15 protein-coding genes are annotated in these 13,637 nt (G+C 67.0%); all 15 read right to left on the reverse strand.

All coding sequences use genetic code 11. The features are described from left to right. The coding region (locus tag ACMGDH_RS12280; protein ID WP_436828254.1) for a CHASE3 domain-containing protein at positions 1 to 770 on the reverse strand (770 nt) is incomplete at its 3' end. 288 nt (positions 771 to 1,058) lie between these two features. After that, positions 1,059 to 2,069 carry a quinolinate synthase NadA gene (gene nadA / locus ACMGDH_RS12285; RefSeq protein WP_436828255.1) on the reverse strand — a complete coding sequence of 337 codons (1,011 nt, stop codon included), beginning with the start codon at positions 2,067 to 2,069 and terminating at the stop codon, positions 1,059 to 1,061. A gap of 125 nt (positions 2,070 to 2,194) precedes the next feature. Further along, positions 2,195 to 2,884: a DUF4230 domain-containing protein gene (locus ACMGDH_RS12290; RefSeq protein WP_436828256.1), complete on the reverse strand. Its 690-nt coding sequence runs from the start codon at positions 2,882 to 2,884 to the stop codon at positions 2,195 to 2,197. Beyond that, complete coding sequence (locus ACMGDH_RS12295) at positions 2,881 to 3,738, reverse strand: MBL fold metallo-hydrolase (protein ID WP_436828257.1); 858 nt, start codon at positions 3,736 to 3,738, stop codon at positions 2,881 to 2,883. Before ACMGDH_RS12295 ends, ACMGDH_RS12290 begins: the two co-directional genes overlap by 4 nt. A gap of 157 nt (positions 3,739 to 3,895) precedes the next feature. Then, positions 3,896 to 5,437 carry a M56 family metallopeptidase gene (locus ACMGDH_RS12300; protein WP_436828258.1) on the reverse strand — a complete coding sequence of 514 codons (1,542 nt, stop codon included), beginning with the start codon at positions 5,435 to 5,437 and terminating at the stop codon, positions 3,896 to 3,898. After that, positions 5,434 to 5,802, reverse strand: coding sequence for a BlaI/MecI/CopY family transcriptional regulator (locus ACMGDH_RS12305; RefSeq protein WP_436828259.1), 369 nt, complete (start codon positions 5,800 to 5,802; stop codon positions 5,434 to 5,436). Before ACMGDH_RS12305 ends, ACMGDH_RS12300 begins: the two co-directional genes overlap by 4 nt. A 603-nt stretch (positions 5,803 to 6,405) precedes the next feature. Further along, a complete protein-coding gene (gene grxD, locus ACMGDH_RS12310; RefSeq protein WP_436828260.1) occupies positions 6,406 to 6,732 on the reverse strand; it encodes a Grx4 family monothiol glutaredoxin in 327 nt (108 codons plus the stop codon). A 5-nt stretch (positions 6,733 to 6,737) separates the two neighbouring features. Next, complete coding sequence (locus ACMGDH_RS12315; RefSeq protein ID WP_436828261.1) at positions 6,738 to 6,977, reverse strand: BolA family protein; 240 nt, start codon at positions 6,975 to 6,977, stop codon at positions 6,738 to 6,740. Between the two features lies 1 nt (position 6,978). Continuing rightward, the gene (locus ACMGDH_RS12320; RefSeq protein ID WP_436828262.1) at positions 6,979 to 7,302 is read right to left on the reverse strand and encodes a DUF1476 domain-containing protein; all 324 of its coding nucleotides are present in this window, start codon (positions 7,300 to 7,302) and stop codon (positions 6,979 to 6,981) included. A 243-nt stretch (positions 7,303 to 7,545) separates the two neighbouring features. Continuing rightward, entirely contained in the window at positions 7,546 to 8,547 is a 1,002-nt protein-coding gene (locus ACMGDH_RS12325) for an NADPH:quinone oxidoreductase family protein (RefSeq protein ID WP_436828263.1), read from the reverse strand. Beyond that, a complete protein-coding gene (leuD, locus tag ACMGDH_RS12330) occupies positions 8,510 to 9,139 on the reverse strand; it encodes a 3-isopropylmalate dehydratase small subunit (RefSeq protein ID WP_436828264.1) in 630 nt (209 codons plus the stop codon). Before leuD ends, ACMGDH_RS12325 begins: the two co-directional genes overlap by 38 nt. A gap of 180 nt (positions 9,140 to 9,319) precedes the next feature. Next, on the reverse strand, positions 9,320 to 10,762 hold the full coding sequence (gene leuC, locus ACMGDH_RS12335) for a 3-isopropylmalate dehydratase large subunit (protein WP_436828265.1): 1,443 nt from the start codon (positions 10,760 to 10,762) through the stop codon (positions 9,320 to 9,322). A 141-nt stretch (positions 10,763 to 10,903) separates the two neighbouring features. Continuing rightward, on the reverse strand, positions 10,904 to 11,743 hold the full coding sequence (locus ACMGDH_RS12340) for a cytochrome c (RefSeq protein WP_436828266.1): 840 nt from the start codon (positions 11,741 to 11,743) through the stop codon (positions 10,904 to 10,906). 64 nt (positions 11,744 to 11,807) lie between these two features. Next, entirely contained in the window at positions 11,808 to 12,770 is a 963-nt protein-coding gene (locus tag ACMGDH_RS12345) for an NAD-dependent epimerase/dehydratase family protein (RefSeq protein WP_436828267.1), read from the reverse strand. A 49-nt stretch (positions 12,771 to 12,819) separates the two neighbouring features. Then, on the reverse strand, positions 12,820 to 13,503 hold the full coding sequence (locus ACMGDH_RS12350; RefSeq protein ID WP_436828268.1) for a ferritin-like domain-containing protein: 684 nt from the start codon (positions 13,501 to 13,503) through the stop codon (positions 12,820 to 12,822). Positions 13,504 to 13,637: the final 134 nt, after the last annotated feature.

Consider the following 13,637-nt stretch of genomic DNA (forward strand, 5'->3'; position numbering starts at 1 on the left):
TCCTTCTCGACAGCCGCCTCGCGGAACACCAGCACCGCCTTCGCCATCGCGCCGATCTCGTCGCCGCGATCGGTGCCCGGCACGTCGACGCGGTTGTTGCCCGCGGCGAGCGTATTCATCGTCTGCGTCATCTCGCGGATCGGCTTGGCGACCGTCCGGGAAAGCAGCCATCCGAACATTCCGGCGAGGGCCACAGCGATGAAGCCGCCGAGCCAGATCGCAAACTTCGCAGCCCGTTGTGCATCGGCTTCCGCCTGGATCCGCGTCTCGACGCGCTCCGTCTGGATCTTCTGGATGTCGGCAATCACCGGGCGGATGTCGCCCAGCATCTTGACGCCCGACAGCTCGCCCGCCCGGGCGCGGGTGGCTGGGTTGCGCGCCAGCTCGATCACATTGTCGAGCTTGACCCGCAATTCCTTGATCGCCGAAACTAGTTGATCGGCGCGCTGATGCTGTTCCGGAGAGGTGGACTTTTCCTTGAACGCATCGATCGTCTTGAAGATCTTCTCGCCGTTCTCGTCATAGGTCTTGCGGAACTCGTCCTTGGCGAGAAGGGCAAAGCCACGCGCGGCGTTCTGCTGCTCCAGCACCTGCGTCAGGATCGTCTGAGATTGCCGCAACGCTTCGAGCGAGCGCTCCTTGTCCTCCGCTGCGCCGCTGAGCGTAGCAAGACTCGAGAAGACGAAGCTCCCGACGATCGCAAAAACGATGATCAGCGCAGCAAAAGCCCCGGCGAGCTTTCGCGAGATGGGCTGGTTGGATAACGACACGTCGGGGCTCCAATGACTTCTGCGGGCCGGCGCTGCCGAACCCAATTATTCTCCTGACCGGTCCCGCAGCGAAAATGGACGAGCAGACGGCCATCTCCATTATAGAGCGAGCGCCAGGACGCGTTTCCGCGCAGGCGTGCATTTTTTCTGAAGTATTTCCACGTAGGCGGGCAGAACGCGCACCGAAATGCGAGCGCGCGACCATTCCGCGTGCCTCTGCGGCAGCCGGTTTACCCAATATTGAAAGATGTATTCGCCCGCCAGGATGGCGCAGGCGAAGCGCCGGCGTCAGTCGCCGGTCACGCGCACCGGGCCGAGATCGCCATAGCCGACGCTGGCGCTGGCCATTTCGAGCATCCGGTCGAGGCTCTTCTTGGCCTTGAGGCGCATCTCCTCCTCGATCTCGATCCGCGGCTCGAGGTCGCGGAGCGCGAGGTAGAGCTTCTCCATGTTATTGAGCGCCATATAGGGGCAGATGTTGCAGTTGCAGTTGCCGTCGGCACCGGGCGCGCCGATGAAATTCTTCTCCGGCAGCGCCTTTTCCATCTGGTGGATGATGTGCGGCTCGGTCGCGACGATCAGCGTGTCGCCCGGGAAGGACTGGGCATATTCGAGGATGCCGCGCGTCGACCCGACATAGTCGGCATGATCCAGGATGTGCGGCGGGCATTCGGGGTGCGCGGCGATCGGCGCGCCGGGATGCTGCGCCTTGAGCTTGAGCAGCTCGGTCTCGCTGAACGCCTCGTGGACGATGCACACGCCCGGCCACAGCAGCATCTCGCGCTCGGTGACGCGGGTGAGATAGCCGCCCAGGTTGCGATCGGGCCCGAAGATGATCTTCTGCTCGGGCGGGATCTGCGCGAGGATGCGCTCGGCCGACGAGCTGGTGACGATGATGTCGCTCAGCGCTTTCACTTCGACCGAACAGTTGATGTAGGTGAGCGCGATGTGATCGGGGTGCGCGGCGCGGAAGGCGGCGAACTGCTCGGGCGGGCAGCTGTCCTCGAGGCTGCACCCGGCGTTCATGTCGGGCAGCACCACGATCTTGTCGGGCGACAGGATCTTGGCGGTCTCGGCCATGAAGCGCACGCCGCAGAAGGCGATCACGTCCGCGTCGGTCTCGGCTGCCTTGCGGCTGAGGTCGAGGCTGTCGCCGACGAAGTCGGCCAGGTCCTGAAGCTCGGGCTTCTGATAGTAATGGGCGAGGATGACGGCGTTGCGCTCCTTGCGCAGCCGGTCGATCTCCGCGCGAAGATCGAGCCCCGCGAGGCTGCCGCCGATGCCGTTGCGTGCGTCCATCTTCCCTCACCCAAATGATGTCCCAGCGCACATGGAGGCGCGGGCGCCGCGGATCAAGCCGCGCGAGATCGTTTTCAGCTTCGCTGTGCGGCAACCGTTTCAGCTTTGCTGAAACGCACAAAGCTTCACCATTTGTTGGCGACGACATCTTCCGGGCTTCGCGAGACGTCCCACACCTCGTCGCTGGTGCGGCGGCGCTCGTCGGGGAAATAGACCTCCACCCTCGCGTCGAGCCCCACTGCCTTGAGCGGCATCGCGAAGCTGCGCTCGACGGCTCGGCGCGTCGCCTCCTTCGCGAGCTTCATCGGTGTTTCCGCGCGCGCCTGGCGGATCAGCTCCTGCTGGCCGGCCTTGCGGTTGGCTTCGTCGAGCTTCCCTTCGACGTCGGTCAGCCGCATCAATATGCCGCCTTCCGAATATTCCTGGATATTGTCGATATCGACCTGCGGGCCGACGACCTCGATCGGCGGGAGCGTGACCGTCAGACGATTGGATGCGGCGTCCCATTCGAGGTTGCGCTGCTGGAGCTTCGAGAGATCGACTTCGTAGCGGACCATGCCGGGCATGATCAGCGTCTTCTGCGCGCTGAGGCCGAGCCGGCTCTGCTTCGACGTGACGACCGCGACATAGCGCGCGGCGAAGGTGGAGAGCCGGTTCTGCTCGCGCAGCCCCTGAAGGCTCGCCTGCGCCACCGTGACCGGGCTGGGCCCGGCGAACTGGCGCTTCACGACCTCGCCGACGATCCAGAGCCCGGCGCCCACCGCGAGCGCGATCGCCACAGCGACGACGCCGATCCTGATCCAGCGCCGGTTCACGCCGCCATCCGCCAGTCGTCGCCGCGCTGCGCGACCAGGCCGCGCGCCTCCAGGTCGATCAGGTGCGCGAGCACCGAGCGGCCCGCCGCGCCGACGAGCCGCGGATCGAGCCCGACGTACATGCGCTCGACCAGCTCGGGAATCGTGCCGACATCCGCGCGCAGCAGCCGCAAGATCTGGCCCTCGCGCTGCTTGCGGTGCCCCATCAGCCCGCGGACGAAGCGCTGGGGATTCTCGATCGGATCGCCGTGCGCGGGATAATAGATGCGGTCGTCGCGGCGCATCAGCTTGTCGAGGCTGTCCAAATAGGCGGCCATGTCGCCGTCGGGCGGCGCGACGACCGTGGTCGACCAGCCCATGACGTGATCCCCGGTGAAGAGCGCGCCCGCCTCCGGCAGTGCGAAGGCGAGATGGTTCGAGGTGTGGCCGGGGGTCGCCACAGCGGTCAAGGTCCAGCCGGGGCCTGCCACGCTTTCGCCGTCGGCCAGGACCTGGTCGGGCGAATAGCTGGTGTCGAAGGCCGCATCGGCGCGCGGCCCGGCATCTTCGAGCGTGAGCGGGGCACAGCCGATGATCCTAGCGCCAGTCAGCGCCTTGAGCGGGGCGGCGGCGGGGCTGTGGTCGCGGTGGGTGTGGGTGCACAGGATCGCGGTGACCGGCCGTCCGGCGATCGCGGCGACCAGCGCGTCGAGGTGGCGGGGATCGTCGGGACCGGGGTCGATCACCGCAAGTTCGCTCGCGCCGACCAGATAGGTCTGGGTGCCGGTGTAGGTGAAGGGCGACGGATTGGGCGCCAGCACCCGCGTGACCAGCGGACCGACCGCCATCGCTTCGCCGGTGGGGGCTTCGATCATCCTGCCGAAATGGCGGCTGCGGCCCGGCAAGGCAAGGGCGCGCCGCCGGCCGGACACGAAACGGGGCTGGCTGCGAAGGAGTTCAGCCAGCCCCGCCGTGAAGGGCGTTCCCGCGATCGAACGCTTGGGAGATCGCGGGAATACCCCTCCCCTCTCGTCAGTCCCTCGACTTGGTTTCCTCGAGCTCGCGGATCGCCTTGTCGATGCCCCTGAGCGCCTTGGCGCGTTCGTCAGCGGTCATGTGCGACTCTGTTTCGATCGCGCGGCGCGCCTGGCGCAGGCCCATCATCGCGCTTTCCATGCCGAGGCGTTTGTGGACGCGCGCCATCCGCTCGGCATCGACGCTCGCCATCTCGATGCGATCGGAGCAGATGATCATGATCTTCTTGTCGCCCTCGGTCCTTTGCTCGACATGGGCCTTGCCGTCCTTGCCGCAATTGCCGTCGCGGATCTCGGGGATCGATGCGCGGATCGCATCGGGATCGGGCATCTCGATCTCGCGCGTCTGGCCGTCGGCCTGGACCATCACGATCTTGCGGACCTGCTTGCCGTCCTTGCCGGCTTCACCGTCGTTGAAGCGATAGACGTGGCGCTGGACCTTGGGCGCTTCGGGAGCCGCGGGCGCCGCCTGCGGGGCTGGCGCAGCTTGCGCGGCCGGCGCTGCGGCCGGGGCCGGGAGCTCGGCGGCGGCGGGCGGAGCCGGCGGCGCGGGCTGGGCCTGCTCCAGATCGATGCCCAGCCTGGTCTCGACCTTGTCCCTGATCTTCTCGGCCGCCTGGGTGCCCGAGGCAGTCAGCCCCAGCGCGGCGAGCGACAGCGCGCTCACTCCGGCGAGACCGGCCGCAAGGCGGATGGGGGAATTCTTCCGCGTCTTCGCAAGCATGCGTAACCTCCCTTTGACTTCGTTTATCGTGTGCAAGTGACATGCCGCCGAGACCGCACCCCCATGCGCGGACTTGACGATCGCACGGCCATAGGCATGGCGCAGTGCCTGGGCGCGGCCGGCGAGCACGAGGGCGTCGCAGGCCATTTCCTGATCGGCACGGAAGGCGCGGAAAGCCCTCCAGGCGACCGGATTGAACCAGTGGATGGCGAGGAAGACGAGCGCGATCCAGTTCGCGATCAGATCGCCGCGGACGTGGTGGCAGAGCTCATGGGCAAGCGCGAGGTCGCGCTCCTGCTCGTCGTAGCGTTCGGCGAAGTCGCGCGGGAAGGCCACGTATTTGCGGAACACGCCGAAGGCGAGCGGTCCATGCGCGGCGTCGGTTTCGATCACGCGCACCCGGCCCTCGGCCACCGTGCGGTCGATGCGGGCGCGCCGGAGCAGCGTCTGGCAATGGCGGCGGTGCGCGATCAAATGATAGGCGAGGAAGATCGCCGCGCCGACGGCCCAGGCGATCATCCCCAGCATCAACCAGTCGATCGAGGCACCCGGGGCCACGGCCATCGGTTCGGCCGGACCGGCGATCGGCTCGACGATGTAATAGGTGATGACGTCGCCCGCCGCGGCGACGGGTGCCGCGGCCTGCTCCCGCCAGCTCTGGGGCAAGGGCGGCAGGAGCAGGCGCGCGACCGGCAACAACCACAGAGCATAGGCCATATGGGCGCCGAACACCTTGCGCACCGGCGCGCGGATCGCGAGCACCAGCAGCATCAGCAACGTGGTGGCGACGAAGGTCTCCAATGCCCAGGCGATCATTGCTTGAGCTCCTTCAGAAGAGCCTCGATCTCGGCGATGTCCTGATCGGTGATCGCGTCGCGCTCGGCGAGGTGCGCGACCAGCGGCGTGAGGCGGCCGCCGAACAGCCGGTCCATCAGCTTGCGCGATTCCCCGGCGACATAGTCCCCGCGCGCGACGAGCGGGCGATAGCGGTAGCGGCGGCCATCCTCCTCGTGCGCGATGATGTTCTTGGCGAGCAGGCGGCCGAGCAGGGTCTTGACCGTGTTGGCGCTCCAGTCGCGTTCGGCGGGCACGCGCTCGGCGACTTCCTGCGCCGTCAGCGGCGACTCGTCCCAGAGCACTTCCATCACGGCATGCTCGGCATCGCTGATGCGTTCGGTCATCGATCTCCCCTTCGACTACTACTGTAATCGTGATGATTACGTCTGTAGTCAATACCCTGAACCGTGGCTGAACGACTGCCGGGAACGCTGCGTCGCCTGCGGCTCCTTACGGCAACGCAACTGTCGGAAAGGCTTACAACCGGTGCTCGCCGCAAATGGTCCTTAACCATCGAGAGACGCAGAAAATCATGGCTTGCGGGAACTGGCACGCGCAGTGCATCGTTGCAGGCACCCGTAGCGTTTCATACGCTTCATTCCAGGGTGGGCGGCCGCTTCCAACCGGTCTCGCGGCGGCCCACCCGACCCGGGTTTCCAGCAGATCGATATGCGAGTCGCGCAAAAAAGGCCCCTCGCCCACGGGAGAGGAGCCTCGGCCTGCATGCGGGAGAAACCGTTCACCACCCCGTTCGCCCTGAGCTTGTCGAAGGGCGCTTCGCACCCGCCATTCGCTCGCGGATGGCCGCCCTTCGACAAGCTCAGGGCGAACGGGGGGAGGTTCAACTGGCCCAGGACGCCCCGGATAAGCAAAAAGCCGGGCATCGAGCCCGGCCTTTTCCTACCCACCCCTGACCCCTCCCTTGCAGGGAGGGGAATTTGCCTCGCTCAGGCCACGAGCCCCTTATCGGCCAGCAGCTGCTGAAGCTCGCCGCTCTCGTACATCTCCATCATGATGTCCGATCCGCCGACGAACTCGCCCTTCACATAGAGCTGCGGAATCGTCGGCCAGTCCGAAAAGGCCTTGATGCCCTGGCGGACGCCCTGGTCCTGCAGCACATCGACGCTTTCGAACTCCACGCCCAGATGGTTGAGGATCGCGATTGCCCGGCTGGAGAAGCCGCACTGCGGGAACAGCGGGCTGCCCTTCATGAAGAGCAGCACGTCGTTGCTGTCCACCAGGCCCTTGATCCGGTCCTGCACTTCGTCGGTCACTTGTCTTACTCCTCGACTGGCGCTTCGGTGGTGAGCTGGAGCGCGTGGAGCACCCCGCCCATCCGATCGCCGAGCGCGGCATAAACCGCTTGGTGCTGGCGCACCCGCGGCATGCCCTTGAACATCGGGCTCACCACCCGCGCGGCATAATGATCGCCGTCGCCGGCAAGGTCGGTGATCTCGACGCGGGCATCGGGGATGCCTGCCTTGATCAGCGCCTCGATATCGGTCGCGGCCATCGGCATCTTACTTGGCTTCCATCAGCTGGCGGCGCGCTTCGACGGTCTGCTCCTCGACCGCGCGGCGAATGCTCGTCTCGTCCACTTCGATTCCGGCGGCGAGCAGGTCGCTCAGCAGCTTGCGGATCACATCCTCGTCGCCGGCTTCCTCGAAATCGGCCTGCACCACTGCCTTGGCATAGGCGTCGGTCTCTTCGGGGGTGAGGTTCATCTTCGCCGCGGCCCACTGGCCCAGCAGCCGGTTGCGCCGCGCCGTGACGCGGAACACCATTTCCTCGTCGCGCGCGAACTTCGCCTCGAACGCCCGCTCGCGATCGTCGAAAGTCGTCATGTGGTCCTCAAGCCCCTTTGGTGCCGTTCGGCCCGAGATAGGAGGGCGATGGGGGCAAGGCAACGGGTGATGAGTCCGGCGTTCCGGACTTCGAGCCGTATCGATATGCGAATCCTCCCCCGCCAGGGGGAGGTGTCAGCCGCAGGCTGACGGAGGGGGCGGATGCCAGAACGTACCAGCCGGCGTGCTTCCGCCCCCTCGTCGCGCTTCGCGCGCCACCTCCCCTTGGCGGGGGAGGATAAGTCAGCCCGCCACCTTCACCACGACCTTTCCGATCACCTGGCGCGCCGCCATCTTGGCGATGGCCTTGCCGCCGTCCTCCAGGCCGAACGTTTCGGTCACCCGGGGCGCGATCCGGCCTTCGCTCCACAGCCGGAACAGCCGCTCGACATGTGCCTGGTTGGCCTGGGGGTCGCGCGCAGCAAAGGCGCCCCAGAAGACCCCACATACGTCGCAGCTCTTGAGCAGCGTCAGGTTGAGCGGCAGCCGCGGGATGCCCGCGGGGAAGCCGACGACCAGATAGCGCCCCTCCCAGCCGATCGCGCGCAGCGCGGGCTCGGCATAGTCGCCGCCCACGGGATCGTAGATCACGTCGGCACCCTGCGGCCCGACCGCAGCCTTGAACGCCTCCGCGAGCGCCTTGGACGCGTCCTTGTCGAGCGGCCCACGCGGATAGACCAAAGTGCGATCAGCGCCCGCGGCTGTGGCCGCCGCTGCCTTCTCCTCGGAGGAAACCGCCGCGACCACGGTCGCGCCGAACGCCTTGCCGAGCTCGATCGCTGCCAGCCCCACGCCGCCGGCCGCGCCCAACACCAGCAGCGTGTGCCCCTGCCGCAGCTTGCCGCGGTCGACCAGCGCGTGGATCGTCGTGGCATAGGTGAGGAGCAGCGCCGCGCCCTCTTCGAAGCTCCGCCCTTCGGGCAGGCGCTGGAGCCGGGCCGCGTCCACCACGACCTTCTCCGCCAGCCCGCCATGCCCGATCACGCCGAGCACGCGATCGCCCGGCGCAAGGACACTGACCCCCTCGCCCACCGCCTCGACCACGCCGGAAATCTCCCCGCCCGGCGCGAAGGGGCGCTGCGGCTTGAACTGGTATTTGTCCTCGATGATCAGGACGTCGGGATAGTTGATCGCGCAGGCCTTGACTGCGACCAGCACCTGCCCCGCGCCCGGAACAGGATCGGGTACGTCCTCCAGGCTTAGAGTATCAGGTCCGCCCGGCGCCTTCGACAGCAGTGCCTTCATGCCCGCCTCTCCCCGTGATCCAGGGCCGCGCCGCGGCGACACCGGATTCGTATTTCGAAATCTCGGTATCTTTTGCCAGCGTCATACCGATCTCGTCCAGCCCCTGCATCAGGCAGGCACGGCGGAAGGCATCGAGCTCGAAGGGAAAGCGATCCTGGAAGGGCGTGGTGACGGTCATCGTCTCGAGGTCGACGGTGATCTCGTCGGTCTTCGCGACTTCGACCAGCCGATCGACCGCCTCCTGCGGCAGCACCACCGGGACGATTCCGTTCTTGAAGGCGTTGCCGGAGAAGATGTCGGAGAAGCTGGGCGCGATCACGGCCTTGATGCCCATATCGGCAAGCGCCCAGGCGGCGTGCTCGCGGCTGGAGCCGCAACCGAAATTGTCGCCGGCGACCAGCACCGGCGCGCCGGCGTAGCGCGGATCGTCGAACACGTTGCCGGGCTGCGCACGCACCGTCTCGAACGCGCCCCTGCCCAGGCCCTCGCGCGTGGTGGTCTTGAGCCAGTGGGCGGGGATGATGATGTCGGTGTCGATGTTCTTGGCACCCCACGGATAGGCGCGCCCCTCGACCTGGCGGACGGGTTCCATCAGCGAATACTCTCGGCGAAAAGTGGTAGCCCGGCTTGACCGGGCGCGACGATCAGACGGCCGGTGCCTGCGCCCGCAGCGCCGGCTGGCTCTCCACCGCGCTCGCATAGGCCGCGGCGAGGCCGCACAGCACCGTTCCCGCAATCAATGCCACCAGCGCCCGCTTCATCAAAAACCCCCTCACGCATCCGCCGACACCAGATCCCTGACGTCGGTCAAGCGCCCCGTAACCGCCGCTGCCGCCGCCATGGCCGGCGACAACAGGTGGGTACGGGCTCCCGGCCCCTGTCTTCCTACGAAATTCCGGTTGGAAGTTGAAGCGCAACGTTCGCCGCTGGGCACTTTATCGGGGTTCATCGCCAGGCACATCGAGCAGCCCGGCTCGCGCCATTCGAAACCGGCCTCGGTGAAGATGCGGTCGAGCCCCTCGGCCTCGGCCTGGCGCTTGACCAGACCCGAGCCCGGCACGACCAGCGCCTGGCGGATGCGATCGGCGATGTGGCGTCCCTTCACCACCGCGGCGGCGGCGCGCAGATCCTCGATCCGGCTGTTGGTGCACGATCCGATGAAGACATGCTCGATGCCGATGTCCTGCATCGCCATGCCGGGCGCCAGGTCCATGTAATCGAGCGACTTCTGCGCGGCCACGCGTTTGGAGGGATCGGCGAAGCTCTGGGGATCGGGGACCGCGCCGGTAATCGGCACCACATCCTCGGGGCTCGTGCCCCAGGTGAGCGACGGCGCGATGTCGGTCGCGTGGAGCTGGACGATGCGGTCGTAGCGCGCGCCGGCATCGGTGGGCAGCGTGCGCCAATAGGCGACGGCCTTGTCCCAATCCTCGCCGCTGGGAGCGAGCGGACGGCCCTTCAGATAGGCGAAGGTCGTCTCGTCGGGCGCGATCAGCCCCGAGCGCGCACCGCCTTCGATCGACATGTTCGACACGGTCAGCCGCCCTTCGACCGACATGGCGCGGATCACTTCGCCGGTGAACTCGATGACATAGCCGGTGCCGCCCGCGGCGCCGATCTTGCCGATGATCGCGAGCACCACGTCCTTGGGGCTGACTCCGAAGCCCAGGCTGCCGTCGACGCGGATCTCCAGCGTCTTCATCTGCTGGAGCAGCAGCGTCTGGGTGGCCAGCACATGCTCGACTTCGCTGGTGCCGATGCCGAACGCCAGCGCGCCCAGCGCGCCGTGCGCCGAGGTGTGGCTGTCGCCGCAGACGAGCGTGGTGCCGGGAAGCGTGAAGCCCTGCTCCGGCCCAACGACATGGACGATCCCCTGCCGCGCATCGAGCGCGTCGATATAGGGCACACCGAACTCGGCGACGTTCGATCGCAGCGCCGCAAGCTGCCCCGCGCTCGCCGGATCGGCGATCGGCAGCGGCGCACCCGCGGCATCGACCCGCGGCGTGGTGGGAAGATTGTGGTCCGGAACCGCGAGCGTGAGATCGGGACGGCGCACCGCGCGGCCGGCGGCGCGAAGGCCGGCGAAAGCCTGGGGGCTCGTCACTTCGTGGACGAGGTGGCGATCGATGTAGATGAGGCAGGTGCCGTCGTCGCGGCGCTCCACGACGTGATCGGCCCAGATCTTCTCGTACAGGGTGAGCGGTTTACTGGCCATGATGGGGCCATCTAATCCGATATTGCGCCCCGGCAACCCATTCCGCAATTTTACGTCGCCAAGGCGAGCTATCGGCCGAGCGTAAGACGGGGGAGCCCATGCGTGCTCGGGCTCCCCCGCCAAGCCCCTGCGGGGGAGGGGCTATTGCGGCGGCGCCTTGTCCATCTCGACCTTGAGATAGGTCTGGATGGCGTCGATCTCCGGATCGGTGAGCACCGCGAAGCTCTCGCGAGCCACCACGCTCATGATTCCGTGGTCGGGCTTGGTGCCGACGCCGGTGCGCAGCAGCGTCTTGAGCCGCGCCGGATCATAGGCCCCGACGACCGGCGCGAGCGCGGGCACCTTGGTGTTGCCGTCCTCCATCACGCCCTCCTGGTGCAGCTTGTGGCATGCGAGGCAGGCGAAATCGGCGACATAGCGGCCCATGTCCGCGGGCCGCGCCGCAGGAGCGACCTTGCCCGCGGTCGCCATCGGCGGCAGCTTGCCCGCGAGGATCAGCGCGCGGCCGATCGGGCCGTAGGACATGGTCGCAGTCGAATCCTTCGGGCCGGGCTTGAGCGTGCGGATCCAGGCGATGATCCGCCCCATGTCCTCGTCCGAGATGTGGCCGAGCGCATAGGTCGGCATGATCATCAGCGACGATCCGTCCTTGCGCACGCCGTAGCGGATCGCGCGGACGAGGTCCTCGTCGGTCATCGTCGCAGCGGCCTTGGCGAGCGACGGCGGCGCGATGCGGCCGAGCCCCGGCGCCTCGAACAGCAGCTTCCCCTCGCCGCTCTGGCCATGGCAGTCGCGGCAATTGGCGATCCGCGCCATGCGCCCGCCCTCCGCGATCGACGCCGCATCGATGGGTACGACAACGCTTTCGGTCGGCACGGCATGCGCCCGCCGCAGGACCCATTCGGACCCGCCATAGACCACTGCTAGAACCAGCACGACAAGTGCGGCCAGCCCGACGAGGCCGCGGATTATCCAGCGCATATTCCCCTCCCCCGAGGAAGATCATAAACTTAACGGGGAAAAGCGAACCGGAAGCGGCGAAAGATTACGCGGCGCCTGTTGCTTCCTTGGGCGAGACATAATGCGGATCGTGCGCGAACGGGAGCGTTTCGCTTCTCCGCAAGGCATCCAGAACCGCAGTAAAACTGGTCTCGCACCGAAAACCGAGGACCCGCTCGGCAAGCGATGCGTCATAGATACGTCCGATCGAACCAGGTAATTCCCAGCCTTTTGCGGCGTATAACTTGGGCGCATCGGGGAAATAGCGTGCGATTACGGCAGCGGCGTCGTGTTTCAGCTCGGCGCAGTCCTCCGGCAGGAAGGGCGTGGGCGCCGAGACGATGAAGGTGCCGAAGCCCACGTCAGCCGCCCTGTCGAGCGCAACCACGTGCGCACGCGCCGCATCCTCCACGGTCAGCCGGCGGTGGAGCAGTTCGTTGGCCTTCATGTTCTCGCCCGAGAGAGCGCGATGGGTGTCGTCCTCCTCGGGGAAGAAGCGGCTGGTGCGCAGCACGACGCAGGCCATCCCGCTCTCCAGCCAGGCGAGCCGGCAGAGCTGCTCGGCCGCAAGCTTGGTGACGCCATAGATGTTGCGCGGCTCCAGCGGCCCGCTCGCTTCGTCGAGCCACACCGCCTCGTCGGCATGCTCGTCGCGGATCGTCTGGCTGATCATCAGTGAAGTGGTGGAGGTGAACACGAACCGGTCGTGCCCGGCCGCCCGCGCCGCCTCGAGCAGGTTGAGCGTCCCGGTGACGTTGACGTCGACGAACGCCTGCGCCGGGTAACGCACGATGTCCGGCTTGTGGAGCGCGCCGCCGTGGATCACGGCCTCGATTCCATGCTCAGCGAAAACGCGGTCGACCAGCGCGCGGTCTGCGACCGATCCGATCACCTGCGTGTCGACGCCCGGCGCCACGTCCAGCCCCACCACCGTGTCGCCGCGCGCCCGCAGCATCGGCGCAAGGAATCGGCCGAGCCAGCCGGAGGAACCTGTGAGGAGGATACGCATGCGCGCGCTATGCCCCAGCCATCGCCCCGACGAAAGCCGGGACGGCGGCTCAGGCGAGTGCCGGCAGCGGCGACGCTTTCGCCTCGGCCGGGTCCTCCGCATCAGCCCAGTCGGTCCGCCGCTTCAGCCGGGGGTTGAGGAAGAGCGCAGGCAGCTTGAGGAAGAGCAGTTCGGAGTGGATGAAGCTGTCGATCGCGCGCTCCCACCACGCGGGATCGCGTTTGCCGTTGGCCTTCAACCAGCCGTCATAGGGCGCCCAGTGGCTCGGCTCGTCCTTCTCGATGATCCGGAAGATCTTCATCAGCACCTTGTCGTCCCGCACCAGCGGGTGGCGAAGCAGGATATCGACCTGCTTGTAGCCGCGCTGCTCGGTGAGCGAGATCACCCGGCACAGCTTCTCGAACTGTGCGTCGCTGGCGATGATCGCACCGGTGTCGAGCTCGTCGATCGTCCGGCGGAACATGATCTCGACGAAGCGATCGATATGGCCGCAGGTGCGATCGACCCTGAGCGGCATCTTCCCCTGCAGCTCGAACCAGCGCTTGAACATGAGGTAGTGCTTGCGCTCGTCGGCGCGGTGCTTCTCGATCGCCGCGATCAGCGCGGCATCGTCGGGGGATCGCGCCCGCACTGCCTCCAGGACGCGGTCGATGCTCGTGTACCCGCGGTGCTCGTTGTAGATGTAGATCGAGCCCAACAGGTCGAGATAGCGGCGCCGGAACCATGCCAGCATGACGCAAGGCTACGCCCATGGCGACCTAGCGTCAAATGAGGTTACTACCCGAAAAACCTTCGTCACCCCGGCCTCGTGCCGGGGTCCACCGGGAGACAGGCGCCAGACAAGAGGCGGTACGGCAGCCGGTGCGG

The organism is Sphingomonas radicis (genome assembly GCF_051400635.1).
Taxonomy (GTDB): Bacteria; Pseudomonadota; Alphaproteobacteria; order Sphingomonadales; family Sphingomonadaceae; genus Sphingomonas.

Coding starts and splice junctions, on each gene's coding strand:
- nadA (WP_436828255.1), bottom strand. CDS start 2,069: ATGGACGCACGCAACGGCATCGGCGGCAGCCTCGCGGGGCTCGATCTT.
- ACMGDH_RS12295 (WP_436828257.1), bottom strand. CDS start 3,738: ATGATCGAAGCCCCCACCGGCGAAGCGATGGCGGTCGGTCCGCTGGTC.
- ACMGDH_RS12300 (WP_436828258.1), bottom strand. CDS start 5,437: ATGATCGCCTGGGCATTGGAGACCTTCGTCGCCACCACGTTGCTGATG.
- ACMGDH_RS12305 (WP_436828259.1), bottom strand. CDS start 5,802: ATGACCGAACGCATCAGCGATGCCGAGCATGCCGTGATGGAAGTGCTC.
- ACMGDH_RS12315 (WP_436828261.1), bottom strand. CDS start 6,977: ATGCCGATGGCCGCGACCGATATCGAGGCGCTGATCAAGGCAGGCATC.
- ACMGDH_RS12320 (WP_436828262.1), bottom strand. CDS start 7,302: ATGACGACTTTCGACGATCGCGAGCGGGCGTTCGAGGCGAAGTTCGCG.
- ACMGDH_RS12325 (WP_436828263.1), bottom strand. CDS start 8,547: ATGAAGGCACTGCTGTCGAAGGCGCCGGGCGGACCTGATACTCTAAGC.
- leuD (WP_436828264.1), bottom strand. CDS start 9,139: ATGGAACCCGTCCGCCAGGTCGAGGGGCGCGCCTATCCGTGGGGTGCC.
- leuC (WP_436828265.1), bottom strand. CDS start 10,762: ATGGCCAGTAAACCGCTCACCCTGTACGAGAAGATCTGGGCCGATCAC.
- ACMGDH_RS12340 (WP_436828266.1), bottom strand. CDS start 11,743: ATGCGCTGGATAATCCGCGGCCTCGTCGGGCTGGCCGCACTTGTCGTG.
- ACMGDH_RS12345 (WP_436828267.1), bottom strand. CDS start 12,770: ATGCGTATCCTCCTCACAGGTTCCTCCGGCTGGCTCGGCCGATTCCTT.
- ACMGDH_RS12350 (WP_436828268.1), bottom strand. CDS start 13,503: ATGCTGGCATGGTTCCGGCGCCGCTATCTCGACCTGTTGGGCTCGATC.